The organism is Archangium lansingense (assembly GCF_026626635.1).
Classification (GTDB): Bacteria; Myxococcota; Myxococcia; order Myxococcales; family Myxococcaceae; genus Archangium; species Archangium lansingense.
Map to the genome: position 1 here is coordinate 11,237,188 of NZ_JAPNKA010000001.1, position 24,873 is coordinate 11,262,060.

Here is a 24,873-nt window from a genome sequence, read left to right on the forward strand (position 1 = left end):
CCCGAACCAAGGCGAGGGAGCGTCCAGGTGTTACCAGCGGTTCACAACCCTGCGTAAATACTCGGGTTTCTGAAGCCGGGTCTGTCCAGACGTCCCATCCAGTACGCGCGGGCACCAAGGATTTTGCTGCTACCTTGCTGCTGGGCTCCACCCAGGCGCCGTCAGCCAACGAGCTTGGGCGGCTGCTGACAGTCCGGGAAGTCGCGGAGCGGCTGGCCTGGAGGTGCGGAGGCCCACTGCTCCTGGAGGTATCTCTGGAGCGTGCTCTGGTGGGAGCTGGGCATTTCCTAGGCGATGGCGCAACGGCCAAGTGCTTGGATTCACTGGATTCGGGCTCTTGGCACGATTCGCGCTAAACGCCAGTCCGTGAACATTCGAGTCCTACCCGAAGAGGTGCTCCTGGCGCGCCTGCCCGTCTATCAGTACCGCGCGTGGTCGCGGGCCTGGGCCCAGGCACTCCACGAGCTCTTCCACACGCCCTCCCTGGCGGAGGGTCTCTCCACCCTCGCGCTCCTGACGGGAACGCCGCTCGACGCCGTGGAGCAAGCACGCGCCTCGGCTCGCGGCCTGGAGGAACTGTTGAAGGAGCTGGCGCCGGATTGGGAGCGCCGGGCCCAGGATGGGGATGACCGATGCCGCATCAGCCGGATTCCGGGTGGTGTCGTCGGGGTCGAGATTCCCGTGGACGAGGAGGGGCTGCGCCAGTGGCTGCTGCGCTACAAGCGGAGGGAATCCGCCCTCGACCGCTTCATCACCGAGGACATCCAGCTGCTGTGTCAGCTCCAGGTCGCCATCGACCATGCCCGGAGTCATGAGTCCGTCCTCATCACGGGCGAGACGGGGACGGGCAAGGGAGCGCTCGCGGAGGCCATCCATGTGATGAGTGGCCGCGAGGGCTTCAGCCCCATCAATTGCACCGCCATCACCGCCAGCCTGCTTGAGAGTGAGCTGTTCGGCCACAAGAAGGGGTCCTTCACGGGGGCCACCCAGGACAAGGAAGGACTGATCGCCGCGGCCGAGAATGGAACCCTCTTCCTGGATGAAGTGGGGGACCTCGCCACCGAGGTCCAGCCAAAGTTGCTGCGCGTGCTGCGCGAGCGGGAGTACCGGCGCGTGGGCGAGACAGAAGTCCTGCGCACCCAGGCTCGATTCATCGCCGCGACGAACGCCAACCTCTTCGAGTCCGTGGCCGATGGCCGCTTCCGGGAGGACCTGCTCCAGCGTTTGAGTGCCTGTCACATCGAGCTTCCCCCGCTGCGCGAGCGGCAGGACGACATCTTCCTCATCGCCGAGCAGGTCCTGAGGACCGCGCGCCATTCGGGGCAGCTGACGGAGCCCGTGCGCACCTTGATGAACCGGTACGAATGGCACGGCAACGTGGCCGAACTGTCCGATGCCATGCGCTACGCCGCCGTTGCCTCGCGGGGAGCGCCCATCCGGATCTCCCATCTGCCGGATGCTCTGGTGGAGGAGGCCTATCCCCCGGCGGGAACCGCCTCGCAGATCCTCCTGACGGCGCAGGTGCTCGACAGCAGTGACGCCTCGAAGGACTACGACACCCTTCCGGAGTCCCTCGATGCCGTGCTCGAGGAGCACCTCAAGGAGCCTCCGCCCATCGCCAACAACGGGGAGGTGGACGAGCTGGTGATGGCGTTCGTCCAACTGGCCTTCATGTGGCCGGGCAATCCCGTTCCCCTGACGCAGGCGGCGCTGGAGAAGGCGCTCGCCCAACTGCGCACGGTCAGCCTGCTCTCCGAGCTGCGTCAGCAACTCTCCGCGAGCCATTTCCCGAACGACATCATCTCCACCCTGAATGCCCGGCTCGGAGCCGAGTTGGAGGACGTCAAGGGACCGCCGCTGTTGGGCCTGGCCATACAGGTTCTCATGCAGTTGCTCGGTTCGGAGAATCCCGATGACCGCTCCCATCTGCTCGAGTGGGCGCTGAAGTTCCAGAAGGTCGTCCCGATGATCGTTCACCTGGCCCAGGCCCTCCGTCAGCACACGGAGGAACCCAAGCCCACGACGGTCACGGCGATCTCTGTACCGCCGACGCGGCCCACGCCCTTTGCTCGGGTTCCAGGTACGAAGGATTGGTTGGACCCGCGCAATCGCCCCGTCGTCGAGAAGGCCGTGCGCGCGACCGGTGGCGTGAAGAACAGGGCAGGCAAGCTCCTCAAGCTCAACTCGGCGAGCTACGTGGCCAAAGTCATTCGTGCGCACGACCTGGAGACGGTGTGTGAGGAATTGGTTCAGGCGAGTCGTGCCGAGCGCAGCAAGCGCACGCAGCCGAGCAGAGCTCCTCGGAAGGGGCGGCAGGCGCCCACCGGGGTTCAACACGACGATGCAGTGAAAGGAGAAGAGCGAGATGAAGCGAAACAATAATCAACTGCGCCGCCAGGAGGGGTACGGCCTGGTGCCCAGGAAGCACGAGGGGGCCGCGCGGGGCGGTGGTTTCGGAGGAATGGTGGGGGCCGTCATCGGCGCCGCGCTGGGGGGCCCCGTCGGTGCGGCCGTCTTCGCGGCCGTGGGGGCCGCCCTCGGTGCCCATGCCGGGGCTGAGTCCGACCAGCGCCGAAGGTAGACGGGCGCCGTTCCGGCTCGTCCGATGATTGCTTCCAACGATTGTTTGTATGTGTTCCCGGGACATCCCGGGGCAGATGGGAAGGTGCGTGCCTGGGTCAAGGGCCCAGGCACGTGGAGGATACACGAATGTTCGTGAACAAGGTTGTGACGGATGTCGTCCCCCGCGAGGCCATGCCGCTCCTGAAGAACATGCTCAATGGGTACATGAGCCAGTGGGAGCGTATCTACATCGGGGCGACGGCCCACCCGGAGATGCGATACGAGCAGCATATGCTCGATGGGTGGCGGAAGATGGTGGTTGTCTACGAGGCGTTCTCGCCAGAGATCGCCCGGGGCATGGAGCAGGCGCTGATCGCGCATGCGAGGGAGTCCAACTTCCTCACTCTGGTCGTGAACACGAATCCCGGTGGGGAGGGGCTCAGCACCGCGCGACGCTCGAACTATCTGTACTTCCTGTGTGGCTGAGGCGCGCACGCGCCGGGAGTGGGATGCGCGGGGCTTCTCGTCACGTGATTCTTCTCGCGTCATGAGAGCCCCGCGCGAGGTGCCCGTGAATCCGGCTCCCTCAAGCGGAGGAGGAGCCGGGGCTGGAGGAGGAGAGCCCGACCCTGGCTGCGACGGTGGAGTCGACGAAGTAGCGCACGCCGCGATTGGATTGGGCGGGGGTGCTGGCGTATTTCACGGTGTGAGGAGCCGTCTCGTTCCACCGCCTATGGGAACGTCACGCCATCGAGAGTCACGCCCTGAGCCCCGGCTTCTCCCGCCCACAGCTTGAGCGTGTAGGTTCCCCGGGCCTCGTTCTCCGCCGCGTCCAGTTCCACGGTGATGCGTTGAGACTTGCCCGGCGGAATGGGCTCCAGGGGCACCACCAGCCCCATCAACTCCTCGCGCTTGGAGCCCACCACCGGGGAAGGCGGGGAAGGTGTCAAAGGACTCGTTTCGACACCTCGTCTCCTACGAACTGCGCAGAAGGACGTTCGACTTCGACGTGTTCGTCTGCGTGAGGTGTGGAGGCAGGCGGTGAGCCTGCCCCGATTTTGTGGGACAGTCCCACTACGCGCGCGCCGCGGCCTTCCTCGATGCGACAAGGCCGCGAGGGCACGCGCCACAGAGGCCCGGTGCCGCGCCCCGGGGTGAAGGGGGGCTGAGCCGGCGGCACGACCGCCCCTGCGGGCGATGGATGAGGGCCATGCCGGCTCGAACGTGGAGAGCGAAGATGGCCCTTCGGCGAAGGGCGCTGGCGCCTCAACGAAGCGCCGGAGTCCAGGTGTTGACCTCGACTTCCAGCGAGGACTCCTTAGCGACCTCCCCGAGGATTCTCCGGAGGACTCCGGCGTTGCTCCCCCCGAGCAAGAACGTGCGCACGTTCTCGAGGTTCTCTCTGGGCGTGCCGCCGCAGATCATGACCGCGTCGGCTCGCTCATACAGTCCGCAGTAGCGGCCGGTAGTGAGCGGCTGCGTGAATCCCAGGCTGCTCAGCACCGGGGCGAGGAGGGAAAGCAGGTCCGCATCTTCGCGATAGAGCGTCCCCTCACACTTCTGGGACATCTGCTCGAACTGGAACCGGAACAGCGAGCTCCACGACAGCATCTCGTGGAAGGTTTCGAACCGGTCGATGGGATCGTCGCCCCCACGCGCGTACCGTGCCGTCACCGTCGCATCCCCCCGCGCGGGCGCGTCGAGGTCATAGAACGCGTGCAGGGGCATCATCTCGTCGGACTCGTATCCAATGAGCAGGAACCGGGGATTGGGCGCGACGATCTTCCTGGCGTAGCAGTCCAGCACGCGCCGCGCGGAGAAGTCCTGGCTGGGATAGGCCAGCGGCCCCATGCTCTGCCCCATGCGGCTCAGGAACCAGCGATAAAACCGTGGCAGGGGGCGCCCGGCGATGCGCTCGAGCTGCTCGACTTCATCGGGCGTGGCACCCCGCCACTGCTCCGCGAGCCCGGGCACGGTCCTCAGGAGAAGGTCCTCCACCTCGAGGAACTCAAGGTCTATTTCTTCTTGTGCTGACACTTCATTTCCTCCTCGGGGCAGATGAGCAGGGGAAGGATGACGGTGCAGGCCATGCACGGCGGGACGCTCTTGCCGTGGGCGAAGTGCCTCTCGACTTCCCTTCCATTCTTGTCGATGAACCGGATCTTCGCGCTCACCGGCTGCCCATCGCTGCGGAACCACCGCTCCGTCAGCCCCGTGACGCGCGCGCCATGGTCCATCGCCAGCACGAGTGCCTTGGGGCCGGCACAGCCTCCCGGTGGGTAGGCCGCTGCGGTGGTCTTCTTGTTCACGAACTGCTCATGGAACCTCTGGGCCCGCGCCCAGGCCTTCTCCACGTTCTTGCTGTTTTTCTTGAAGCGATTGTCAACGAACGCACGGACCTCCTTGCGGGTGGTGCCGGGCTTGGGGGCGTTCCAGCCAAGCTCGCTGACACTCTTGCAGAAGACTTCGATGGTGTTGCTCGAGTGGTCCGCGTATTTCTGCCCGCACTTGCACTGAGCGACGCCGAGCATCCTTCCCCACGGAAGCTCCTCTTCGGGGAACTCGCCAGCGAAAATCTTCTTGGTGAGCTTGACCTCCAGCTGCGCGGCGTCGGCCTGGGTCGCGGGGGTTTCCTTCAGCGAGCCCTCTCTGCCATGCACCTTCCTGCACAGGGGGCACACATCCTTCCCGCTGACGACCAGGAGGGCTCCGGTCTTCTGGACCACCCCGAGCATCGTCGCCGCGTTGGCTGGGCTCCCGCTCGGCCCACAATTGTTGAGCATGGGGTCACCGAGCAGCTGGACGTTCTTCCCCTCGAACTTCACGTCCATGGACCCGGGGCCGAGAAAGCTGGTGGGGCCTTCCACGTTGGCGGAGACGATGCCACCGCCCGTCCCCTTGCTGGCCACGTCGCCCATGGAGCCGAAGGTGGCGCCCTTTATGGCGACCTTCTTCCCCTCGATGGTGACCGTCTTGGAGTACTTCTTCGGGTCTGTTCCGCTCTTCCCGATGTTGGGCAGCGGCGTCGGCACGAACGGCGCTGGCGGCCCGGGCATCTTGCACACGTTGGGCAGCGTTGCCGCAGCGACCCCACTGGAGCCCTCGGTCACCGGCGTCTTCGGTGCATTCACTGAGACGTTGCTCATTGCGTCCCCCGCTCCTTACGACACCCGTGGGTCCTGCAGGAGCATCGCCCCTCGCAGTCCCCCATCAGAACCCGCTGTCACCATGGCCCGGGGGCCTCGCGCATAACCCCGTGCGAACGCCCGGACCACCAGGACGCCTCCGAGGGCACCCGCCGCAGCGCCCACGTCGCCCCAGCAGTCGCTCAGGGAGCGATACGCCGTGGAGTGCCAAACCGATGGCGTCCTCAGCGCGACGAACCCCCACTCCTCGCTGCGGTACCGCTCGCCATTGATGTCGGTGTATAGCTCATCCACCTTCTCGCGGGACAGGTCGAGCCCCGCTACCGCACCTTCGACCGCCTGGGTCATTCCGACGCCAAACGAGCCCGTGTCGCTGTCGCGCAGGAGGCGCTCCTGCGCGGTCCGTGCCCCTCGCACCACCGCGAGCCGGGGCAGCCGCAAGCGGCGACGCAGCCCCGTGCTCATCAGCGCCAGGCACCCGGCCCCCTCACCAGGAATGAATCCACTGCGAATCCCCGGCTGCGCGAACCGGCCGTCGCGCTCCAGCCAGAGGAACGTCTCCGCGTGGTGGTAGCTGTCCACGCCCGCCACCAGGAAAAAGAACTCCCTGCCTTCGGAGGACTCCCGCAGGGCCTGCTCCACCGCTCGCAGGGCTCCCGCGTGGCCGCGTCCGGCAATCTCGACGCGCGTGCGCGCGGCCTTCGCCTGCGGGCGTGCCTCCATGGCGCTCACGAGCCAAGCCGCGTCGTCATCGGAGAACCCCGGACGCGCCTCGGGAAGCGACAGCAGCAGCCGGCACCGGTTCCCCTCCAGGACCGCTGAACCGAGCTTCCCCTTGACTTCGTCGAGGACGCTCTCGAGCAGGGGTACGAGCCGATCCCTCCCCTCCAGCTTCGAGTCGAGTTCCCCATCCGAGGCCACCACGACCGGCTCGCCCCGCGCATCAATGAAGGGAAACTCGGCGTACCGGGAGATGCCGGCGCGCATGGCCGCCGCGCTGCTCTCCGCGGAGTACCCGAGCGGGGTCCGAGCGCCGACAGCCACCACCTCGATTTCGGCGCTCATGCCTCACCCTTCAACTCGAAGATCTCCGTCTCATCGAGATAGTCCGCCTCCGGGGCGCGCACGCGCAGCGCGCTCTGCCACACCAGGCACAGGCGCCGCGCCTCGGGCTCCACCAGGACCGTCGTCAGCCGCGGGCCGTGCTCCTCGCGGCGCGTACCAATGCGCGTCTTGAAGCCGAGCGAGATGCGAGGGAGCTCGAAGCGCAGGGCCCCCTCGTGAGTCATGTTCACCAGCTCGACGGGTTCTCCGCCCGCCAGGGGATTCTCGGGCCGCTGATCCACCGGGGCGCTCAGCGCGAACGCGGGGTCGAAGTCATCCGGGAGCAGCGGCTTCTTCGTGCGCTCCCACCGCGCGTCGTACGTCCCCGCGAGCTTGCGCCGGGGCATCCACGAGGAATCGACGGGACCGAACCCCGCCGGGCCCATGGTCGCGGGCTCTCCGCTGGGATACTCGATGGCGTGGGCCGGCTTTCCGGCGAGGTGGGCGCCGCGCGTCGCGAAGCCGCGCCCGATGGGATTCCGCTCGTCGATGCGGTGCTTCGCCGGGTCGGGGCCTGACAGGTCGCTGCCACCAAAGGCGAGCTCATATTGAATGGGCCGCGTGGTGAAGGGCTGGGGCCGACCCGGCATCACGCCGAACCAACCTTGCTCGTAGGTCCGCTCCCCGTGCACGACGAGCACCTTGTGGAGCCGCCCGACCCGGAGCGAGACCGGCACCGTGGGCGCCGGTCTTCCACGAGGCGCGTGCGCATGCGCGCTCACGAGGATGTCCGTGCCCGGCTTCGGCGCCAGCAGGTCGGAGTCGTATCGCAGGCTGGAGCGGCCCGGCTCGCCGAAGTACTCCGGCATCAATACCGGCGGAAGCTGCTCGTCCGCGAGCTTCAGCCGCCCGTCAGGTCCGATGTCGAACGTCGCCTTGACGGCGACGAGCCACCAGTGGAGTCCATCCCTGTCTCGCGTCCAGTTGCGCTCAGCTGCATACGCCGTGCGGTTGTTCAGCGCCCACATGTGCCCCCCAGGCGCCATTCAACCACCACAGCGGCGCAGGGCCCATAGGGCCGGGCGCCCCGGCTCCCATTCCAGCCCACCAGGCAACGTGCCTGCCCCTCCCCGGAGTCCCCAGCTCCGGCTGGCGGCGCAGGTGGGAGGATGCAATGGACTGGATCAAGAAGGCGGTGACCTCACCGTGGGCCCGAACCACGAAGGGCTTGCTGACGGGGGAGACGGGGAAAAACAAAAGCCCTGGAGTTTCAGCGGAAGTCCGCGAAACTCCAGGGCTTTTAATGGTCGGGGAGACAGGATTTGAACCTGCGACCCCTTGGTCCCGAACCAAGTGCTCTACCAGGCTGAGCCACTCCCCGATACCGATATGCCCTCCGCCGGAACTGCTCTCGGGCCGTCGAAGTGGGCGGGGATGTACAAGACCCGCCCGGCCTAGTCAACGTCCTTGGATCAGCTTTTCATTCCTGCGGCCCTCCGGGGGTTCTCCAGGACCCGTGGGGCTCCAATGACCCGTGTCCTTCGCCCCTAACCTGCGCATTTTGCGGGGGAAACCGCCGGGAACACCGCTTGCTTGGACACACCCCGTACAGCGAAGCCACCCCGGGGTCCCATGCTCTCTCCGGTTGTCCTCATCTCCGATGATGAGCCGCTCGTTGTGTCCGCTCTCTCGCGGGAGGCCCGCCGTTCGGGCCTCGCCTCGGTGGCGGATACCACCTCCCACCATGTCCTGGAGCTGGCCCGGAAGCATCGGCCAGCCGTCATCATCCTGGACATCCACCAGCACCAGGACGGCCGCGACCTGCTCGCCCAGCTCAAGCAGGACCCCGAGACGCGCGACTGCAAGGTCATCATCCTCAGTGGCGTGGAGGACCAGTTCACCCGCCACGTGTGCTTCGAGCTCGGCGCCGAGGCCTATGAGGTGAAGCCCTTCGACCACACCTTCATGACGCGGGTGGCGCGAATGGCCGGAGTGAAGGGGGCTGCCGGAGCCTGAGGTGCGCGTTCAGGGCCGCAGCGAGCGGATGGCCGCGGCGTAGTCCTTCGAGCCGAACACGTATGAGCCCGCCACCAGCACCGTGGCCCCGGCCTCCACCACCCGCCGAGCCGTCTCGGCGTTGATGCCCCCGTCCACCTCGATGTCCGTGGACAGCCCCCGTGCATCCAGCATCGCGCGCAGCCGGCGCACCCTGTCCACCGTGGGCTCGATGAAGCTCTGTCCCCCGAAGCCGGGATTCACACTCATCAGCAGCACCATCTCCACGTCCCCCAACACCTCCTCCACCGCCGACAGCGGCGTGGCCGGGTTGAGCACCACCGCCGGCTTCACCCCTGCGTGGCGGATCTGCTGAATCACCCGGTGCAGGTGCGTGCACGCTTCCACGTGCACCGTGAGGATGTCCGCCCCCGCCTTCGCGAAGGCGTCGATGTACTTCTCGGGCTCGACGATCATCAGGTGGACATCGAGCGGCCGGGTGGCCGCCTTCTTGATGGCCTCCACCACGACCGGGCCGATGGTGATGTTGGGGACGAACCGCCCATCCATGACGTCCACGTGGACCCAGTCCGCCCCGGCGGCCTCCACCGCGCGCACCTCCTCGGCCAGGCGGCCGAAGTTGGAGGACAGGAGCGAGGGGGACACGAGGACGCGGCGGGTCATGGGCGCTACATAGCCATTTCCGCCCCCGACGGGTACCCGCTTGAAGGGGGAGCGGGAGGGCAACGGACGTTTGGGGACCCCCCCGGGGGGCGGGCGGCGCTTTTCCCGTGCTAAGAAGATTCCTCCCAGGCCGTGCGCCGTCGCCATTCGGAGCCATTCCCGGTGCTTCCAGAGACCCCGCCCGATCCTCCAGACCTCACCCGGCGCCTCAAGAAGCTCACGTCCATCCTGGACGTCACCAAGGCCATGAGCGCCGAGCGCGACCTGGACCTGCTGCTGCCCCTCATCCTCTATGAGGCCAGCAAGGTGGTAGAGGCGGACCGGTGCTCGCTCTTCGTGCTGGACCGCGAGCGCAACGAGCTGTGGAGCAAGGTGGCCCAGGGCTCCAAGAATGAAATCCGTCTGCCGGTGGGCAGCGGCATCGCCGGCCAGGTGGCCCAGACCGGGGAGATCATCAACCTCCCGGACGCCTACGCCGACGAGCGCTTCAACCGCACCTTCGACATCCAGAGCGGCTACCGCACCCAGAGCGTGCTCTGCGTGCCCATGCGCGACGCCAACGGCGAGGTCACCGGCGTCATCCAATCGCTCAACAAGCTGAGCGGGCGCCCCTTCGACTCCGAGGACGAGGAGCTGCTGCTCGCCCTGGGCGCCCAGGCCGCCGGCGCCATCGAGAACGCCCTCCTGCACGAGGAGATCAACCGCCTCTTCGAGGGTTTCGTCTCCGCCTCGGTGGTGGCCATCGAGTCCAGAGATCCCACCACCGCGGGTCATTCAGGCCGCGTGGCCGACCTCACCGTGGCCATGGCCCGCGCCCTCGAGCACGTGAACACCGGGCCCTATGCCCGCACGCGCTTCACCGCCACCGAGCTGCAGGAGGTGCGCTACGCCTCGCTGCTGCACGACTTCGGCAAGGTGGGCGTGCGCGAGCCCGTGCTCGTCAAAGCCGAGAAGCTCTACCCCCATGAGATGGAGGGGCTGCGCGCCCGCTTCCAGCTCGCCCGCAAGGACCTGCAGCTCCAGAGCTACCGCCGCCGGCTCGCCGCCGTGAAGCTGCGCGGCGTGCAAAACCTGCCGGAGATCGATGCCGAGGAGGACGAGCGGCTCGTCAAGGAACAGAAGCACCTGGACGAGGTGCTCGAGTTCGTCCTCACCTGCAACCGGCCTACGGTGCTCGCCCAGGGCAACTTCGAGCGGCTCCACGAGCTGCGCCACCTGCGCTTCCAGGACTCGTTCGACCAGGAGCGCCCACTGCTGCTCGACCGGGAGATCCACTCGCTCTCCATCGCCAAGGGCACCCTCTCCGAGGAGGAGCGCCGGGAGATCGAGAGCCACGTCGAGCACACCTACCGCTTCCTGTCGCAGATTCCGTGGACGCGCACCCTGCGCCGCGTCCCGGAGATTGCCTACGCGCACCACGAGAAGCTCGACGGCACCGGCTACCCGCGTGCCATCCCCGAGCCCACCATCCCCGTGCAGTCGCGGATGATGTCCATCGCGGACATCTATGACGCCCTCACCGCCAGCGATCGGCCCTACAAGAAGGCCGTGCCCCATCAGCTCGCGCTCGACATCCTCAAGCGCGAGGCCCAGGGCGGCCAGCTCGACATGGAGCTGTTCCGCATCTTCATCGAGGCCGAGGTCCCCAAGCGCGCCCTGAAGGACTTCCGCGGCTGATTTCCCCTCGCCCCTCGGGAGAGGGACAGGGTGAGGGTATCGGGTGAACCTGGGTTGGGAACCCGTGTGCCCTCTCTGGTTCACGGGTTGGAGAACCGACCCGTGCACCCTCACCCCGACCCTCTCCCGAAGGGAGAGGGAGGGGATGTGAGGGAGGGGATGTGAGGGAGGGATGCGAGAGAGGCAATCCGCTCAGCGGGCCTCAGCTCCCGATGATGTGCAGCCGCATGCTGTTGATCTTGCCCGGCTGTCCCACCGGCGCGCCGTACACGATGACCACGCGGTCACCCTTCTGCGCCAGGCCCCGCGCCACCAGCTCCTCCTCCACGCGGCGCACCATCGCCTCGGTCTCCTGGATGGGCTCCAGCACTCGCGGCACCACGCCCCACAGCAGCGCCAACCGGCGGCGCACTTCCTGGTTCGGGCTGAAGGCCACGATCGGCACCGGCGGCCGGTAGTGCGCCAACAGCCGCGCCGTCACACCCGACAGCGTGAAGGCCGCGATCAACGACGCCCCCGCCTGCTTCGCCGCGTAACACGCGCTCGCCGCAATCACGTCCGGGAAGTGCGTCGGCAACCCCACCGGCGCCTGCTGCGGCATCGACGACAGGCCCTGCACCCTCATCGTGGACTCGGCCGCCAGCACGATGCGATCCATCATCTCCACCGACTCGCGCGGGAACTTGCCGCTCGCCGTCTCGCCCGACAGCATCACCGCGTCCGCCCCGTCGAACACCGCGTTGGCCACGTCGCTGGCCTCCGCTCGCGTGGGCCGCGGATTGTCGATCATCGAGTTCAACATCTGCGTGGCCACGATGACCGGCAGGCCCCTCATGTTGCACCGGCGGACAATATCCTTCTGCACCGAGGGCACTTCCTCGGGCGGGATCTCCACGCCCAGGTCGCCGCGCGCCACCATCACGCCGTCCGTCTTGTCCAGGATGGCGTCCAACCGGGCAATCGCCTCCGGCTTCTCCAGCTTGGCGATGATGGGCACCGTGCGGCCCACCTCCGCCATCGCCGAGCGCGCCATGTCGATGTCCGCCGGCTGACGCACGAAGGACAGCGCGAGGAAGTCCACCCCCGCCTTGATGCCGAACACCAGATCCTCCCGGTCCTTCGGCGTCAGCGCGTCCGCGCGCACCGCCACTCCCGGCAGGTTGATGCCCTTGTTGTTCTTCAGGATGCCGCCGTGAATGACCTTCGTGCGGATGAGCTGCTTCTTGTCCGTCTCCAGGACTCGCAGCTCCAGCAGACCGTCATCCAGCAGAATGCGGTCTCCCGGGTTCACGTCCGCCGCCAGGAACGGGTACGTGGTGGACACGATCTCATCCGTGCCCTTCACGCTCTCGTCCGTGGTGATGTGGAACTCGCCGCCTTCCTTCAGCTCGGTGCTGCCGGTGATGAAGCGGCCGGTGCGGATTTTGGGGCCCTGGAGATCTCCCAGGATACCCACCGCCTTGCGGACCTTCAGCGAGGCCTTCCGCAGCTTTTCGATGTTCTCGGCGTGGTTCTCGTGGCTGCCGTGAGAGAAGTTGAGCCGGGCCACGTCCATTCCGGCTTCAATCAGGGCCTCGAGCATTTCCTGACTCTGGGAGGCCGGACCAAGGGTGCAAACAATCTTCGCGCGTCGCATGGGCAAAAGAGGATTGGGTCGGGCCACGTGCAGGGTCAAGCAGCGTCCGCACACGGCCTTCGATTGGTAAATTGGTAAAGCAGCGAGCAAGGGACCGCGTCTCAGCCCCGCAACAGCAGGTTCAGGTTCTCCCGCTCCCAACGCAGTGCGGCGGCATAGAGCGGAAAGGCCTTCTCCCGGTCTCGGAAGGCCCGCGGATGGTGCACCCGGCGGCCCGTCCCGTTCGAGCTCGGGAAGAGCTGGTGGAGCATCTCGTGGAAGATGATGAACTCCACGAAGTACGAGGGCACCTCAGGGCGATCCAACCCAGGATGGATGCGGATCTCCCGCGTCTGATGATCGTAGACGCCCAGGCGGATGGACTTGCGCCGCCGCCGAGGAGGCATGCGGCCCCAGCCAATGCGCGCCTGGATGCTCTCGTGGAAAAAGACGCGGTTGAGCTGATCGAACATGACCTGGAGATCGAAGCAGCGGCCCCGGGGCTCCAGGTCCGCCTCGGCCGCGTGACGCTCCTGGCGGATGCGCGGCTGCTGGCCCCGGATGTAGTCGTCCAGCAATCCGCCCGCCAGGCGGTTACCCCGGCCCGCGTAGTCCGCCACCGCGCGCACCACCGGCTCCGGCGCGTCGAGGAACATGTGGTGCAACCGCAGCTGCAGCGCAGTAGCGCTGCGCCGGAAGGACACCATGGTGGAGCGGTTATCCGTCACCGCCAGCCGCACCGGCATCCTCAGCTCCGCCGAGAGCCGGAAGGCCAGCGCCTCGGCCCGGGCCCACAGCTCCTCCCGGGTGGCTGCCGTGGCGTGGGGGTGCTGGTTCCGCGCAGCGGTCCCTTGGTGGAAGTTCTCCGCAACCGGCACTTCCTCCTCGTGGAGGGCGGTAGCCAGACGGTTGGAGGACTCCAACGCACGATTGCGCGCGGACAAGGACGAGCCCCCCTCACGAACAGGAGAGCGCGGGAAGAGATGCATCTGATGGTGGGGCGGAAGCGACGACACGCGGACGGCATCGTACCCGGCGGCCTTCCGGACTCAAGGCCGGTGCAAACTGCCCGCCTGCTCACCGTCTGCCCGTCAACCCCGCCCGTGTGAGTCCGTTTCCTCCCCCAGTTGCGCTCCAAGCAACTCCACCGACTCCCGCGTCGTGCCAAAGGCCACCAGCACGTCCTCCATGCCCTCGGCCTCCTCCACGCCCAGGCACGCGCCGCCGCCTGCTCGTGCCTCGGCCAGGTCACCGTAGCGGCTCATCTGCACGCTCCAGCTCCCATCCGGCCAGCGCTCGAAAGGGTAGAGCCGGCAGGCCACCGGCCGCACGTCAGAGGGCAGGCCACAGCCTCGCCCCTTCTCGTGGAAGACGCAGGCGCCCGCGCGCGTGGCCAGCGTCAGCCGCACCGGCCCCCGACGGAAGTAGCCCCGGTAGAGCGGACGGCGCGCCTCGTACGCCGCCGCCTCTTCCTCGGTGAGGTACTCCTCGACGACGAAGCGCCGGGACGCCCACCGCGTGTGCCCGGTGATGCGCTCCACGTCCGCCCGCGTGAGGGTGGCCAGGTGCTCGCCCTCCTTCACCTCGCAGCACGAGGCGCCCAGCACCACCGGACAGCGGGCGCACACCGGGCCCATGGGCACCTTCACGCTCATGGGACGGGCGGCACCTCGCCTCCGCGCGTCTTCAACAACCGCTCCAACCGCTCCTGCTCCAGGCGCACCACCAGCGTCTTCTCCCGGGTGTACTGCACTCGGCCCGGTGCCCCACCCTTCACCTTCTTCACGAACTTCACCGGCACCCAGCTCACCTCGCCGCGCGGCTCACCCTTGGCCCCCGAGTGGTGCAGCGCCAAGTGCGCCGCATCCAATAGCACCTCCTGCGACACCTCCACCCCCTTCTCCAGTGGCACCACCACGTGGCTGCCTGGCAGCCCCCTCGCGTGCAGCCACAGGTGATAGGGGCGCGCCACCTTGAAGGTGAGCGTGTCGTTGTCCTCGCCCCCCTTGCCCACCAAAATGCGCTGGCCGCCGTGCCCCACGTACTCCTTGAAGGGCCTCGCCTCCGGAGGGCCCTCCTCGGCCGCCGTCAGTTGCAGCACCTCCGCCTGCGCCAGCAGCGAGGCCTCATCCAGCCCCTCGAGCTGCTTCAGCGCCGCCTCCGCGTGCGCCACCTCGCGCGCCAGCTCCGCCTCTCGCTGCCGGGCATGCTCCACGCCCCTCAGCAGCCGCCGGTACTGGTGGAAGTGCCAGTCCGCCTCCTCCTTCGGCGTCCGCTTCGGGTCCAACTGCACCGTCACCTCCTCCATCCCCGACTCGGTGTACGCCGTGAGCGTCGCCTCGGTGGCGCCCCGCTTCAGGCGGTAGAGGTTCTGGGTGAGTAGCTCGCCCAGTTGCCGGTGCCGCTCGGCTTCCGGGCCTCGGGCCGCCTCCGTGCGCACCTTCTCCAGCGTGCGTCCGGAGCGCTTGAGCCGCGCTCGGTAGGGCAGCGCCAGGCGCCGGCGGATGGCCTCCGCACGGCTCGTCTTGTCCTTCGGCCCGAGCAGCCGCTCCGCCGCCTCCGCATACACGAGGAAGTCACCGGGGAAGGGCAGCAGGCGCGACGTGGCGGCCCGGGCGCGCGTGAGGGCCTCTGCGGGCAACGGCTCCGGAGGCGCCCACTGCGCGCCCGGATGCAGGGAGCGCCGCTGCGCCAGGCCCTCGCCGGAGAGCATCAGCACCCGGCCGGAGTCCGTCAGCAGCATGAGCCCTCCCGGCGAGCCCAGCTCCAGCACCAGCCGGCGCCGGGTGTCCTCGCTCTGGAAGTCGAGCATCACCACCCGCTCCGCCTCCGACCATGAGGCCTTGGCCAGCTTGAAGCCCACCAGCTCCTGCCTCAGCCAACGCTGGAAGGGCGCGGGCTCTCCCGGCGTGGGGAAGCGCTCCTGCGCCACCGCGAGCCGCGACAGCTCTCCTTCCGCGCACAGGCACAAGAGGATGGATCTGCCGGGCACTCGCAGCTCCAGGTAGGCCAGGCGCGGCAGCGGGCACCACGCCTTCTGCACCACCGCGCCAGACAGCTGCGCGGAGACCTCCGCCACCACCTGCTCCAACTCCGAGGAACGCAGAGACACCTCAGTCCTCCTGGACGGAAAAAACAAAAACGGCCCGGCGGAGATCCGCCGGGCCGTTCAAACTGCGCGAAGAGACTGCCTTACGTCTAGCCCTCGGTGGGGGCGGCCTCAGGGGCCTTCGCCGAGCTCTTGCGGCGGGTGCTCTTGCGAGCGGCAGTCTTCTTGCCCGCGGCCTTCTTCGCCGTCGCCTTCTTGGCGGTGCGCGGAGCAGCGGTCTTGCGGGTGGTCTTCTTCGCGGCGGTCTTCTTCGTCGCGGCCTTCTTCGCGGTCTTCTTCTTCGCGGCCATCTAAACCCTCCGTTGGTTCAACTTCACCACCACTCGTTGAGAGTGGGGCCTGCACTCGCATGAATGAGGAGTGCTTGTGGTGAATGGTAGAGATGCCTTGCCAGTGTGTCAACGCATGGTGATGTAGTGCAACGCGTGGCGCGCCGATTTTTCGGCATCGCGCGCGTTCGAAACCCCAAAACGGGCCTCCACACACACCTGCACCGACCTCGCGCGAGCCGATTTCTCGGCCTCCGGCGCGTTTCACGCTGCTCCGAGGGGCCACGACTGTCGCCTCGAGCGCACTCGGCACCGCGTCGGCACGAGCTCGGCGGGTCTCGCGAGCACCTGCACGGCCACCACCGCGCGCATCCGCGCGGAGTGCTCACGAGATGACCTTCTTCGAGGAGTTCCCCCTCGGAAATGGCCCGTGCGCACCGAAAACGGCGCGCTACAGACGTGTCGCTGGGGTGATTGAGAGGTGGAGCTCAGCCGAGCGCGGCCCGGTAATCGACGTCCTGCTCACCCTCGGAGGCATGAGGGTCCGAGTGGGCGGAGCCGAAGAAGCGCCTCACCGCGTCCCGCACCGCCTCGGCCGTGTCGAGCTGGTTGACCTCGGAGCGGAAGAGCGCGGCGCCGTACAGACCGTGGGCGTACCAGGCCAGGTGCTTGCGGAAGGAGCGCACCGCGGCGAGCTCCTCGCCCACGAACTCCATGTGAGCGGCCAGGTGCCGCAGCACCAGCTCGCAGCGCTCCTGGGGCGTGGGCGGAGGGCCTCCGAGCAGCTCGCGGAAGATCCACGGGTTGCCCAGCGCGCCGCGGCCAATCATCACGAAGTCACAGCCGGTCGTCTCCAGCATCCGGCGGGCGTCGGCCGGAGTCTTCACGTCCCCATTGCCGATGATGGGCCTGTCCGGGAAGTGACGCTTGAGGTCCGCGATGACGCTCCAGTCCGCCTGGCCCGAGTAGCCCTGGGCGCGGGTGCGCGGGTGGATGGCGAGCGCGGCGCAGCCCGCCTCGAAGAGCTTGCCGGCCACCTGGAGGTAGTTGCGGTTGTGCTCGTCCCAGCCCGAGCGGATTTTGCAGGTGACGGGCAGTCCGGTGGCCGCGTGGATTTCGCGCACCAGGGTGGCGCCCCGGTCCGGCTCGCACAGCAGGGCGCTGCCGGCGCCGTTCTTCGTCACCTTCTTCACCGGGCAGCCCATGTTGATGTCGATCATCTGCGCCCCGTACTGCTTGCCGATGACGGCGGCGCGGGCCATGGCCTCCGGGTCTCCCCCGAAAATCTGCAGGCTGTAGGGCCGCTCCACCTCCGCGTCGAACCGGAGGTACTTGAGGGTGCGCTGGTTGGTGCGCATGAGCCCTTGGGAGCTCACCAGCTCGGTGGGGCAGAGGGCGGCCCCCAGGCCGAAGGCGATGACGCGGAAGGGCATCTCGCTCACCCCCGCCATGGGCGCGAGGATGAAGGGGTTGGGCAACGTGTAGGAACCAATGCGCAGCATGGCGGCGGGGGAACCTAGCGGATTAGAGAGATTGTTCCAGGGTCCAGGCGATGGCCTGCGCGGCCGCCTTCCTTTGGTTAAGGTCGGCCCCATGCTGCGCTTCCGGCTCGGGACCATCCCCGTCGAGGTCCACCTCTCGCACCTGCTCTGCTGCGCCCTGCTGGGGGCGCTCGGCGTGAGCGACATGCTGGCGATGGACCTGACCACCTGGACGCTGGACCCGCACACCTGGACGAGAGATCTCGGTCTCTGGCCCGCTCGGCAGCTCCTCGAGGGAGGCCCCGGGTATGGCCGGACGGCGCTGCTCGTCTTCCTGGCGGGGTTGTTCGTCCTCTCGTCGACGGTGCTCGCCCACGAGTCGGGCCATGCGCTGATGCTCCGGGCGCTCGGCTACCGGCCGAGCATCTCGCTCGCCTGGCTGGGGGGCATCACCCGGCACAACTCTCTCGCCCCCATCCCCTGGCATCAGCAGGTGATGATCGCCGCCGCGGGGCCCCTGTCCGGGCTGTCGCTGAGCCTGACGGCCCTGGTGCTCCTCCACTCCGGGGTGTCTCGGAACGCCGAGGGGCTGCGCGTCCTGCTCTCCTGGCTCTGCGTCAGCAACCTCCTCTGGGCCCTCTTCAACCTCCTGCCCGTCCCGACCTTGGATGGGGGCAACATCGTGAGCGCCCTGGCGACGCGCTTCTTCGGGCAGACCGGCTTCATGGGAGCGCAATGGCTGGCCCTCGTGGTGTGCCTCCTCGTGATGGCCTACGCCTTCGCGGGGGACCCTCCCAACCCCCTGCTCGGCATCCTCTTCGGAATGATGGGGCTGCACGCGCTGCGGCTGTTGTTGGCCGTGCTGCGGGGGGACATGAAGGTGTCCTCGGGCGTGGCGCCCCCACCCCTCGTGCAGGAGATGCAGCAGGCCGAGGCCGCCCTCGCCGCTGGAAGGCTGGAGGAGGCACGCCAGCGGGGCCTCGCCGTGCTCGACTCGGAGGAGTGCACCCCGGACCTCGCCTCACGCGCCCACCACCTGCTCGGCTGGGCCGCCCTGAAGAATGGCCAGGGACGCGCGTCGCTCGACCACTTCTCCCAGGTGCGGCGCCGGCCGGTGGAGACCCACGCCCTGGCCGCGGCCTTCTCCCTGCTGGGTGATGAGCTCCGAGCGCTCGCCCTGTGGGAGATGGCCTGGCAGGAGACGCACAACCGCACCGTCCTGCACGAGTACGCGGGCTCTCTCATCCGCTCAGAACGAGTACAGAAGGCGCTGCGGCTGCCCGGAGTGGAGCCGGAGGCCGCCTTTCTGTGCGCCCAACGCCCCCTCTTCATCCGCGGCGCCTATTCGGAGGCGGCGGCGCTCTGCGAGCTGGGCCTCGTCCATACCACCTCCGCGCGCCTGGCCTATGACGCCGCATGCGCTCATGCCCGCGCGCGTCACCTGAATGACGCAATGCGCATGCTGCGACGCGCCACGGAGCTGGGGTTCCAAGACATCCCCTACGCGGCCTCCGACGACGACCTCGCGCCTCTGCATGGTCACCCGGACTTCGAGCAGTGGCTGGCGGTGCTCCAGAAATCTGCGACCGCCTGACAGAGCCATGACACGGGGGGGTGTTGATGCGGGGTGAGACTGAGCACCTTCCCGCTCGGTCTGATTCCAGCCGAGGCTCCCTTGACTGCTCGAACCGCCACGCCAGCCCAGGAAGAGAAGATCAACTGGCTGTCGTCCATCCCCTTCGTTGGCGTGCACTTGATGTGCCTCTTCGTGTTCTACACGGGAGCCAAGCCGGTGGATGTCGCGGTGTGCGTGGGCCTCTACATCTTCCGTATGTGGGGCATCACCGCCGGCTACCACCGCTACTTCAGCCACCGCGCCTACAAGGCGGGCCGTGGCTTCCAGTTCTTCCTGGCCCTGGCGGGTACCCTCGCGACGCAGAAGGGCGTGCTCTGGTGGGCGGCCCATCACCGGCACCACCACCGGTACTCGGACCAGGAGCAGGACATCCACTCGCCGCTGCAGAAGGGCTTCTGGTGGAGCCACGCCGGGTGGATCCTCTGCGACAAGTACAATGAGACGCGCTACGACAGCATCAAGGACTTCGCGCGCTTCCCGGAGCTGGTGTGGCTCAACCGGCTCTTCGTGGTGCCGCCCGTCCTGCTGGCCGTGGCCCTCTACTTCATCGGCGGCTTCTCGATGCTGGTGTGGGGCTTCTTCGTGAGCACCACCCTGCTCTACCACGGCACCTTCACCATCAACTCGCTCAGCCACGTGTTCGGCAAGCGCCGCTACAAGACGACGGACACCAGCAAGAACAACTGGCTGCTGGCGCTCGTCACCCTGGGCGAGGGCTGGCACAACAACCACCACTTCCACCAGAACACCGCCAACCAGGGCTGGTTCTGGTGGGAGGTGGACCTCAGCTACTACTCGCTCAAGGCGCTCTCCTGGGTGGGCCTGGTGAGTGACCTGCGCACCCCGTCCGAGCAGACGAAGTACTCGTACCTGAAGTACTCGGCGGAGGACCAGGCAGCCCTCAACCCGCCCGGCCGCTGGTTCGCCCCCCTGGCCGCCCACCGCAAGGCCGCCGAGGAGAAGATGAAGGCCGCCGAGGAGAAGGTGCGCGAGGCCCTGGCCACCGCGGCTGACCGCCTGCCCACCTCCGCTCCCTCGCCCCAGGCGCTGCTCAAGCGCCAGTAGAGCGAGCAAGGAAGCACCGGAAGGCTCCGGGCTGGGGTAGGGTTTCCACTCTACCCCGCCCGTGACGCCTCCTTCGTTGAAACCCGGAATCGCCCCCGCGCGTACCGCTGATGACCCGGCGCCCTCCCCAGCCGGTGAGTCGGACGAGGTATTGATGACGCGCTTCTGTCAGGGCGATGCCCGGGCCTTCGATGCCCTCTTCCAGCGCTATGCGAGGCCCATTCACGGCTACCTGGCGCGGTTGACGGGCAACCCCGCCTCGGCGGAGGACCTGACCCAGCAGACCTTCCTGTCCCTGGTGCGAGGACGTGGCCGCTTCCAGGAGGGCGCGCGGGTGAAGCCTTGGCTGTACGCCATCGCGACCAACACGGCGCGAGACTGGCAGCGGCGCAAGCGCCCCGAGGATCTGACGGACGAGGGCGAGCTGCCCACCAGCGTCCCCGCGGAGGAGCCGGGCCCCCGGGATGCGGGGCTCGAACGCGCCGTCCAGCGGGCCCTGGCGCAGCTCCCCGAGGGACAGCGCATCCCCATCGTCCTGCACCGCTTCGAGGGGATGGGCTTCGCGGAGATAGCCGAGTCGATGGGACTGACGGAGTCGGCGGTGAAGGTGCGGGCGCACCGGGGCTACGCGCGGCTGCGCGAGCTGCTGGCCGCCCTGCGTGAGGAGGCGAACAAATGACTCCCGAGTGCTCGCGTGTGCTGGACAGCCTGGAGCAACCCCTCCCGCCGGAGCTGGTCTCGCACGTGGCCGAGTGTGCCGAGTGCGGCGCGCTGCTGGAGGGCTTCGGCGCACTGGAGAACGTGGGGGCCCCCACCGCACAGGCGGCGATGCCGGCGCTGGAGCGGGTGCGGACCCTGACCCAGGAGGAGCTGGCCGCCCACCCGAAGCCGACGCCCTGGTGGCGCGAGGTGCTCGTCCTGGTGGGCGTGTACGTGGGGATGACGGTGCTGGGGGCACTGGCGTTCACGCCCCTGGGGCTGATGCGGAACGCGGCGCCGCCGGGCATCGTGGTCGGGCTGGCCGTGCTCGTGCTGCTGGTCATGCTGGGCGGAGCCATCGTGGCGCTGGCGCCCGTGAGACGGGTGGCCTGGGGCCTGGTGGGGACGTGCACAGCAGTGGTGGCGCTGTCGGTGCTGCTGGGAGGCTCGGGGCTGGCGGCGAAGAGCTTCCTCGCCGGAGTCATCGGCTGCACGCGGGTGCACATGCTGCTGTCGGCGCTGCCCCTGCTGGCGGCGCTGGTGATGCTGCGGCGCTCGGCCTACCACCCGGTGCGGGCGGTGGCCGCGGGGCTCTCCGCGGGAGCCGTGGGCCTGCTGCTGCTGAACGTGCACTGTGCCGACGGGAGCGCCGCACACCTGGCGGCCTCGCACGTGGGGCCGTGGCTGCTGCTGGGTGGACTGGCCCTGCTGGTTCGCTCCCGCCTCCCCACGTCCAACCACGCGCCTTGAAGAACGAAGGGCGCGCCCGGGTTGACCGCCCGAGCACGCCCCGCGGTCCTCCGAATCCACTCCCGGCTAGAGCTGCTGCAGCGCCTGCGTCGGGAAGGCCCGGGCATCCACCTTCGGATACCAGGCCATCACTCGCCCATCGGGTCCAATGATGACGCCCACTCGCCGCGCGTTGGCCGCGCTCGCGTCGTCACAGGCCCCATAGTCGAGCCCCATCCTCCTGTCCGTGTCGCACAGCAGGGGGAAGTTGAAGCTGAACTTCTCCGCAAAGGCCTTGTTCTCCTCCAGCGTGTCGAAGCTGACTCCCAAGATGACCGCGTTCTTCTCCTTGTACTGACTGCTCTGGTCGCGGAACCCGCAACCCTCGGCCGTTCAACCCGGGGTGTCCGCCTTGGGGTAGAACCAGAGCACCACCGTCTTCCCCTTGTAGTCGGACAGCCGGTGCGTCCTGCCGGTGTGATCGCGCACCATGAAGTCCGGTGCCACGTCCCCTGCCTTCAGCATGGAGCCTCCTGTGCCAGCCAGCGGGCTCGGAACCCCGCCGGGCCTGTGATGATGCGTCCCTCCGAGGCCCCCTGGATTAGCACGCAGACGCCCGCTCCCTCCCTCGCCTCCAACCCGATTGTTGAATCTTCAAGTACCTTGAATTTCCCCAGGCGCCGACGGGTAGTATGAGCTGCAAATGAAGGCCGAGCCTCCGCCGCATACCCGCGCCTCGCTTCGCGAGTCCGCGCGACGATTCATCCATGCCTGCCTGCAAGCCTCCAATCGGATCCACCTCCCGGGTCCGTCGGTGCTGCCGGTGGCGGGGGCCATCGTGGGCCTCTACAGCGGGCTGGCCGCGGGCATCTTCGTCAACCTGATTGGCCTGGTGAGCGGGCTCACCTTCAACAGCGCGTGGCTCTTCGAGGCCCTGCGCCGCCCCGGCTCGCAAGCCCTCGTGTCGGTGTGGCAGACGCTGCGCACCACGAACTGGCACCTCGAGCACGCCATCATCGGCGCGCCCCTGGCCTTCGGCGCCCTGGTGCTGGCGCGGGTCATCGAGCCCGGAGGCCCTCGCGACGAGGTGAAGCGCCGGCTGCGCCTGCTGGCCCTGCTGGTGCTGGGTGCGCTCGCCCTCTACTACCCGCTGGTGGCCCTCACCGCGCTCAACCGCGTCCTCGGCCAGGCGCACGAGGTGACGGAGATCCTCCCGCACATGCCCTGGTGGGTGTTCCTGCTGGCGCCGCCGCTGGGCGGAATGGCGGTGGGGCGGCTGCTGCGCGACTACCCGGACACCCATGGCCATGGCGTGCCCGAGGTGGTGCGCGCGGTGAAGGGCAATCAGGAGCTGCCCGGACAGCGCGGCCTGCTCAAGCTGGTGGCCAGCGCCATCACCATCGGTAGCGGAGGCTCGGCCGGGCGCGAGGGCCCCATCGTCTACGGAGGCGCCGCCTTCGCCTCCACCGTGGGCCGCACCCTGGGCTTCTCCCGCCGCGAGCTGGCCATCCTGCTGGCCTGCGGCGCCGGTGCTGGCATCTCCGCCTCCTTTAATGCCCCCATCGCCGGCGCCGTCTTCGCGATGGAGATCATCCTGCGCGAGTTCGAGCTGCGCGTCTTCTCCCCCATCATCCTGGCCAGCGTGGCCGGCTCGCTGGTGAGCACTGGCACCATGGATGCGGCGCCGATGATCCACCGGGTCGGCTACCAGCTGGTGAGCAGCTTCGAGGTCGTCTTCTACGGGGGACTGGGGCTCATCTGCGGGCTGCTCGCGTACGCCTTCGTGCGGCTGCTGCACCACTCGGAGGACTTCTTCGCCGGACGGGTGAAGGGGGAGCGGCTGTCAGCATGGCTCGGCCAGCGGGCCCTGCCGGTGCGCGCGGGCCTCGGCGGGCTGTGCGTGGGCGTGCTCGCCCTGCTCAACCCCACCGTGTGGGGCAGCGGGCACGACTACATCAACCTCGCGGCCATCGGAAAGCTCAGCTTCTTCTTCCTCGTCACCGCGTGCGTGGTGAAGCTGGTGGCAACGGCCATCACCCTGGGCTCGGGAGGCTCGGGTGGGACGTTCTTCCCCTCGGCGGTGATGGGAGCCATGGCCGGCGGCGCCTTCGGCACCCTGGTGCACTACTTCTTCCCGGCCAGCACCGGGCCCAGTGGCGCCTACGCCATCGTGGGCATGGGCGGCGCCGTGGCCGCGCTCACCCGCGGGCCCCTCACGGGGATGATGATGCTCTACGAGCTGAGCGGAAACCACGCCATCATCCTGCCGCTGATGGTGACGTGCACCATCGCCTCCGCGCTCTGCCACTACCTCACCGAGCGCAAGGCGCCCAAGCCTCAGACGGACGCGGAGCTGCTGTCCAACACCCCCGTGCGCACGCTGATGCGCGAGCTGGCCCCCGTGCCCGCTGGCATGCACCTGCGCCCCCTCATGGACCAGGTCATCACCACCGAGAGCGGCACCCTGCCCGTGCTCGATGAGCACGGAAGGCTGTACGGTATCGTCCAGGTGGACCAGTTCCGCGACATCTGGCGCGACGAGGAGCTGCACCCCATGCTCGTCGCCAGCGACCTGGCGCGGAAGGTGCCCCTGCTCACCCCGGAAACGAGCCTGGCCCAGGCGCTCCAGTTGATGGACCAGGAGGACGTGGACGCGCTGCCCGTCCAGGCGACAGCGGAGTGTCCGAAGTGCGGACTGCTGACCCGCTCACTCGTGCGCCGCTTCCTCTCCTCGCACCACGCCCACCAGCATGCCCGCGGTGAGCACCTCGTGGCCCCCACCGAGGCCACGACCTGAAGCACCCTCCCTCACCCCTCGGGAAAGGGGCGGGGTGAGGGTATCGAGGCTCCCAAGTTGAATCCGTTCACTTGCTCGGGTTGATGCCGGTCCCCGAGGGTGAGTCGCTCATCCCGCGCCCCTCGTCGCCCTCGCGAGGGTAATCCGACCCTGGCTCGTCCGAGAGCCTCCTGCCCGCCTTCTTCTCGTCCTGGTCCTCCGCCTCCGCCACGCGCTTCTCTTGATCGCGTCCGGTCATGCCCAGCTTCTTCTTAAGGTCGTCACGGATGCTCATGACTCGCTCCTGTGCGCGGAGCCCGAATGGCCCGCGCGGGCTGGTTGTCCTCCCGTGAAACGTCATCACTCCGCCCCGAGCGTGCGAGGCA

Annotated in this window: 24 protein-coding genes and 1 tRNA gene; 10 read left to right on the top strand and 15 right to left on the bottom strand. The window is 68.1% G+C overall.

All coding sequences use genetic code 11. The features are described from left to right. Positions 1–366: 366 nt before the first annotated feature. From OV287_RS44975 to OV287_RS44985, 3 genes are all read left to right on the top strand, one after another. On the top strand, positions 367–2,382 hold the full coding sequence (locus OV287_RS44975) for a sigma 54-interacting transcriptional regulator (RefSeq protein WP_267540219.1): 2,016 nt from the start codon (positions 367–369) through the stop codon (positions 2,380–2,382). Further along, on the top strand, positions 2,366–2,581 hold the full coding sequence (locus OV287_RS44980) for a YMGG-like glycine zipper-containing protein (RefSeq protein WP_267540220.1): 216 nt from the start codon (positions 2,366–2,368) through the stop codon (positions 2,579–2,581). Before OV287_RS44975 ends, OV287_RS44980 begins: the two co-directional genes overlap by 17 nt. 128 nt (positions 2,582–2,709) lie before the next feature. Next, a complete protein-coding gene (locus OV287_RS44985) occupies positions 2,710–3,048 on the top strand; it encodes a hypothetical protein (RefSeq protein ID WP_267540221.1) in 339 nt (112 codons plus the stop codon). Between the two features lie 245 nt (positions 3,049–3,293). Here the strand turns inward: OV287_RS44985 and OV287_RS44990 are convergent, their stop codons facing one another. The 6 genes from OV287_RS44990 to OV287_RS45015 all read right to left on the bottom strand — a co-directional run bounded on the left by OV287_RS44990 (position 3,294) and on the right by OV287_RS45015 (position 8,133). Continuing rightward, entirely contained in the window at positions 3,294–3,512 is a 219-nt protein-coding gene (locus tag OV287_RS44990) for a hypothetical protein (RefSeq protein WP_267540222.1), read from the bottom strand. Positions 3,513–3,828: 316 nt separating this feature from the next. Next, positions 3,829–4,599: an SMI1/KNR4 family protein gene (locus OV287_RS44995; protein ID WP_267540223.1), complete on the bottom strand. Its 771-nt coding sequence runs from the start codon at positions 4,597–4,599 to the stop codon at positions 3,829–3,831. Continuing rightward, positions 4,578–5,708 (bottom strand): DUF4150 domain-containing protein, encoded by a 1,131-nt coding sequence (locus tag OV287_RS45000; RefSeq protein WP_267540224.1) that lies wholly within the window; start codon positions 5,706–5,708, stop codon positions 4,578–4,580. Before OV287_RS45000 ends, OV287_RS44995 begins: the two co-directional genes overlap by 22 nt. Positions 5,709–5,723: 15 nt before the next feature. Further along, on the bottom strand, positions 5,724–6,773 hold the full coding sequence (locus OV287_RS45005; RefSeq protein WP_267540225.1) for a hypothetical protein: 1,050 nt from the start codon (positions 6,771–6,773) through the stop codon (positions 5,724–5,726). Next, entirely contained in the window at positions 6,770–7,780 is a 1,011-nt protein-coding gene (locus OV287_RS45010) for a DUF2169 family type VI secretion system accessory protein (protein WP_267540226.1), read from the bottom strand. The genes OV287_RS45005 and OV287_RS45010 overlap by 4 nt, the downstream gene beginning before the upstream one ends. Positions 7,781–8,056: 276 nt before the next feature. Continuing rightward, positions 8,057–8,133, bottom strand: a tRNA-Pro gene (locus tag OV287_RS45015). 251 nt (positions 8,134–8,384) lie between these two features. On the opposite strand from OV287_RS45015, the gene OV287_RS45020 reads away from it, so the two are divergent. Continuing rightward, positions 8,385–8,768 (top strand): response regulator, encoded by a 384-nt coding sequence (locus OV287_RS45020; RefSeq protein ID WP_267540227.1) that lies wholly within the window; start codon positions 8,385–8,387, stop codon positions 8,766–8,768. 9 nt (positions 8,769–8,777) lie between these two features. Here the strand turns inward: OV287_RS45020 and rpe are convergent, their stop codons facing one another. After that, complete coding sequence (rpe, locus tag OV287_RS45025; protein WP_267540228.1) at positions 8,778–9,431, bottom strand: ribulose-phosphate 3-epimerase; 654 nt, start codon at positions 9,429–9,431, stop codon at positions 8,778–8,780. Positions 9,432–9,593: 162 nt separating this feature from the next. On the opposite strand from rpe, the gene OV287_RS45030 reads away from it, so the two are divergent. Then, positions 9,594–11,108 carry a GAF and HD-GYP domain-containing protein gene (locus OV287_RS45030; RefSeq protein ID WP_267540229.1) on the top strand — a complete coding sequence of 505 codons (1,515 nt, stop codon included), beginning with the start codon at positions 9,594–9,596 and terminating at the stop codon, positions 11,106–11,108. A gap of 202 nt (positions 11,109–11,310) precedes the next feature. Here the strand turns inward: OV287_RS45030 and pyk are convergent, their stop codons facing one another. From pyk to dusB, 6 genes are all read right to left on the bottom strand, one after another. Further along, positions 11,311–12,744 (bottom strand): pyruvate kinase, encoded by a 1,434-nt coding sequence (gene pyk, locus OV287_RS45035; RefSeq protein WP_267540230.1) that lies wholly within the window; start codon positions 12,742–12,744, stop codon positions 11,311–11,313. A 101-nt stretch (positions 12,745–12,845) separates the two neighbouring features. Then, the gene (locus tag OV287_RS45040) at positions 12,846–13,667 is read right to left on the bottom strand and encodes a hypothetical protein (protein ID WP_267540231.1); all 822 of its coding nucleotides are present in this window, start codon (positions 13,665–13,667) and stop codon (positions 12,846–12,848) included. Positions 13,668–13,814: 147 nt separating this feature from the next. Further along, the gene (locus tag OV287_RS45045; protein ID WP_267540232.1) at positions 13,815–14,378 is read right to left on the bottom strand and encodes a hypothetical protein; all 564 of its coding nucleotides are present in this window, start codon (positions 14,376–14,378) and stop codon (positions 13,815–13,817) included. Further along, complete coding sequence (locus OV287_RS45050) at positions 14,375–15,835, bottom strand: NFACT RNA binding domain-containing protein (RefSeq protein WP_267540233.1); 1,461 nt, start codon at positions 15,833–15,835, stop codon at positions 14,375–14,377. The genes OV287_RS45045 and OV287_RS45050 overlap by 4 nt, the downstream gene beginning before the upstream one ends. An 86-nt stretch (positions 15,836–15,921) precedes the next feature. Further along, entirely contained in the window at positions 15,922–16,122 is a 201-nt protein-coding gene (locus tag OV287_RS45055; protein ID WP_267540234.1) for a hypothetical protein, read from the bottom strand. Between the two features lie 467 nt (positions 16,123–16,589). Beyond that, positions 16,590–17,603, bottom strand: coding sequence for a tRNA dihydrouridine synthase DusB (gene dusB, locus OV287_RS45060; protein WP_267540235.1), 1,014 nt, complete (start codon positions 17,601–17,603; stop codon positions 16,590–16,592). A 91-nt stretch (positions 17,604–17,694) separates the two neighbouring features. On the opposite strand from dusB, the gene OV287_RS45065 reads away from it, so the two are divergent. The 4 genes from OV287_RS45065 (at position 17,695) to OV287_RS45080 (ending at position 21,732) form a co-directional block, all read left to right on the top strand. Beyond that, complete coding sequence (locus OV287_RS45065) at positions 17,695–19,176, top strand: site-2 protease family protein (protein ID WP_267540236.1); 1,482 nt, start codon at positions 17,695–17,697, stop codon at positions 19,174–19,176. Positions 19,177–19,257: 81 nt separating this feature from the next. After that, on the top strand, positions 19,258–20,283 hold the full coding sequence (locus tag OV287_RS45070; RefSeq protein WP_267540237.1) for an acyl-CoA desaturase: 1,026 nt from the start codon (positions 19,258–19,260) through the stop codon (positions 20,281–20,283). 154 nt (positions 20,284–20,437) lie between these two features. Further along, positions 20,438–20,962, top strand: a complete 525-nt coding sequence (locus OV287_RS45075) for an RNA polymerase sigma factor (protein ID WP_267540238.1) — start codon at positions 20,438–20,440, stop codon at positions 20,960–20,962. Beyond that, entirely contained in the window at positions 20,959–21,732 is a 774-nt protein-coding gene (locus OV287_RS45080; protein ID WP_267540239.1) for an NrsF family protein, read from the top strand. The genes OV287_RS45075 and OV287_RS45080 overlap by 4 nt, the downstream gene beginning before the upstream one ends. 66 nt (positions 21,733–21,798) lie before the next feature. On the opposite strand, the gene OV287_RS45085 is transcribed toward OV287_RS45080, so the two are convergent. Then, a complete protein-coding gene (locus OV287_RS45085; RefSeq protein WP_267540240.1) occupies positions 21,799–22,236 on the bottom strand; it encodes a peroxiredoxin in 438 nt (145 codons plus the stop codon). Positions 22,237–22,414: 178 nt separating this feature from the next. Between OV287_RS45085 and OV287_RS45090 the strand changes: the two genes are divergently transcribed. Beyond that, positions 22,415–24,508, top strand: a complete 2,094-nt coding sequence (locus tag OV287_RS45090) for a chloride channel protein (RefSeq protein WP_267540241.1) — start codon at positions 22,415–22,417, stop codon at positions 24,506–24,508. 67 nt (positions 24,509–24,575) lie between these two features. On the opposite strand, the gene OV287_RS45095 is transcribed toward OV287_RS45090, so the two are convergent. Next, on the bottom strand, positions 24,576–24,782 hold the full coding sequence (locus tag OV287_RS45095) for a hypothetical protein (protein WP_267540242.1): 207 nt from the start codon (positions 24,780–24,782) through the stop codon (positions 24,576–24,578). Between the last annotated feature and the right edge of the window lie 91 nt (positions 24,783–24,873).

What these genes read in the sequence shown, in the direction of transcription:
- OV287_RS44980 (WP_267540220.1), top strand. Translation starts at nt 2,366, where the DNA reads ATGAAGCGAAACAATAATCAACTGCGCCGCCAGGAGGGGTACGGCCTG.
- OV287_RS44985 (WP_267540221.1), top strand. Translation starts at nt 2,710, where the DNA reads ATGTTCGTGAACAAGGTTGTGACGGATGTCGTCCCCCGCGAGGCCATG.
- OV287_RS45000 (WP_267540224.1), bottom strand. Translation starts at nt 5,708, where the DNA reads ATGAGCAACGTCTCAGTGAATGCACCGAAGACGCCGGTGACCGAGGGC.
- OV287_RS45005 (WP_267540225.1), bottom strand. Translation starts at nt 6,773, where the DNA reads ATGAGCGCCGAAATCGAGGTGGTGGCTGTCGGCGCTCGGACCCCGCTC.
- OV287_RS45010 (WP_267540226.1), bottom strand. Translation starts at nt 7,780, where the DNA reads ATGTGGGCGCTGAACAACCGCACGGCGTATGCAGCTGAGCGCAACTGG.
- OV287_RS45020 (WP_267540227.1), top strand. Translation starts at nt 8,385, where the DNA reads ATGCTCTCTCCGGTTGTCCTCATCTCCGATGATGAGCCGCTCGTTGTG.
- rpe (WP_267540228.1), bottom strand. Translation starts at nt 9,431, where the DNA reads ATGACCCGCCGCGTCCTCGTGTCCCCCTCGCTCCTGTCCTCCAACTTC.
- pyk (WP_267540230.1), bottom strand. Translation starts at nt 12,744, where the DNA reads ATGCGACGCGCGAAGATTGTTTGCACCCTTGGTCCGGCCTCCCAGAGT.
- OV287_RS45045 (WP_267540232.1), bottom strand. Translation starts at nt 14,378, where the DNA reads ATGAGCGTGAAGGTGCCCATGGGCCCGGTGTGCGCCCGCTGTCCGGTG.
- OV287_RS45055 (WP_267540234.1), bottom strand. Translation starts at nt 16,122, where the DNA reads ATGGCCGCGAAGAAGAAGACCGCGAAGAAGGCCGCGACGAAGAAGACC.
- dusB (WP_267540235.1), bottom strand. Translation starts at nt 17,603, where the DNA reads ATGCTGCGCATTGGTTCCTACACGTTGCCCAACCCCTTCATCCTCGCG.
- OV287_RS45065 (WP_267540236.1), top strand. Translation starts at nt 17,695, where the DNA reads ATGCTGCGCTTCCGGCTCGGGACCATCCCCGTCGAGGTCCACCTCTCG.
- OV287_RS45075 (WP_267540238.1), top strand. Translation starts at nt 20,438, where the DNA reads ATGACGCGCTTCTGTCAGGGCGATGCCCGGGCCTTCGATGCCCTCTTC.
- OV287_RS45080 (WP_267540239.1), top strand. Translation starts at nt 20,959, where the DNA reads ATGACTCCCGAGTGCTCGCGTGTGCTGGACAGCCTGGAGCAACCCCTC.
- OV287_RS45090 (WP_267540241.1), top strand. Translation starts at nt 22,415, where the DNA reads ATGAAGGCCGAGCCTCCGCCGCATACCCGCGCCTCGCTTCGCGAGTCC.
- OV287_RS45095 (WP_267540242.1), bottom strand. Translation starts at nt 24,782, where the DNA reads ATGAGCATCCGTGACGACCTTAAGAAGAAGCTGGGCATGACCGGACGC.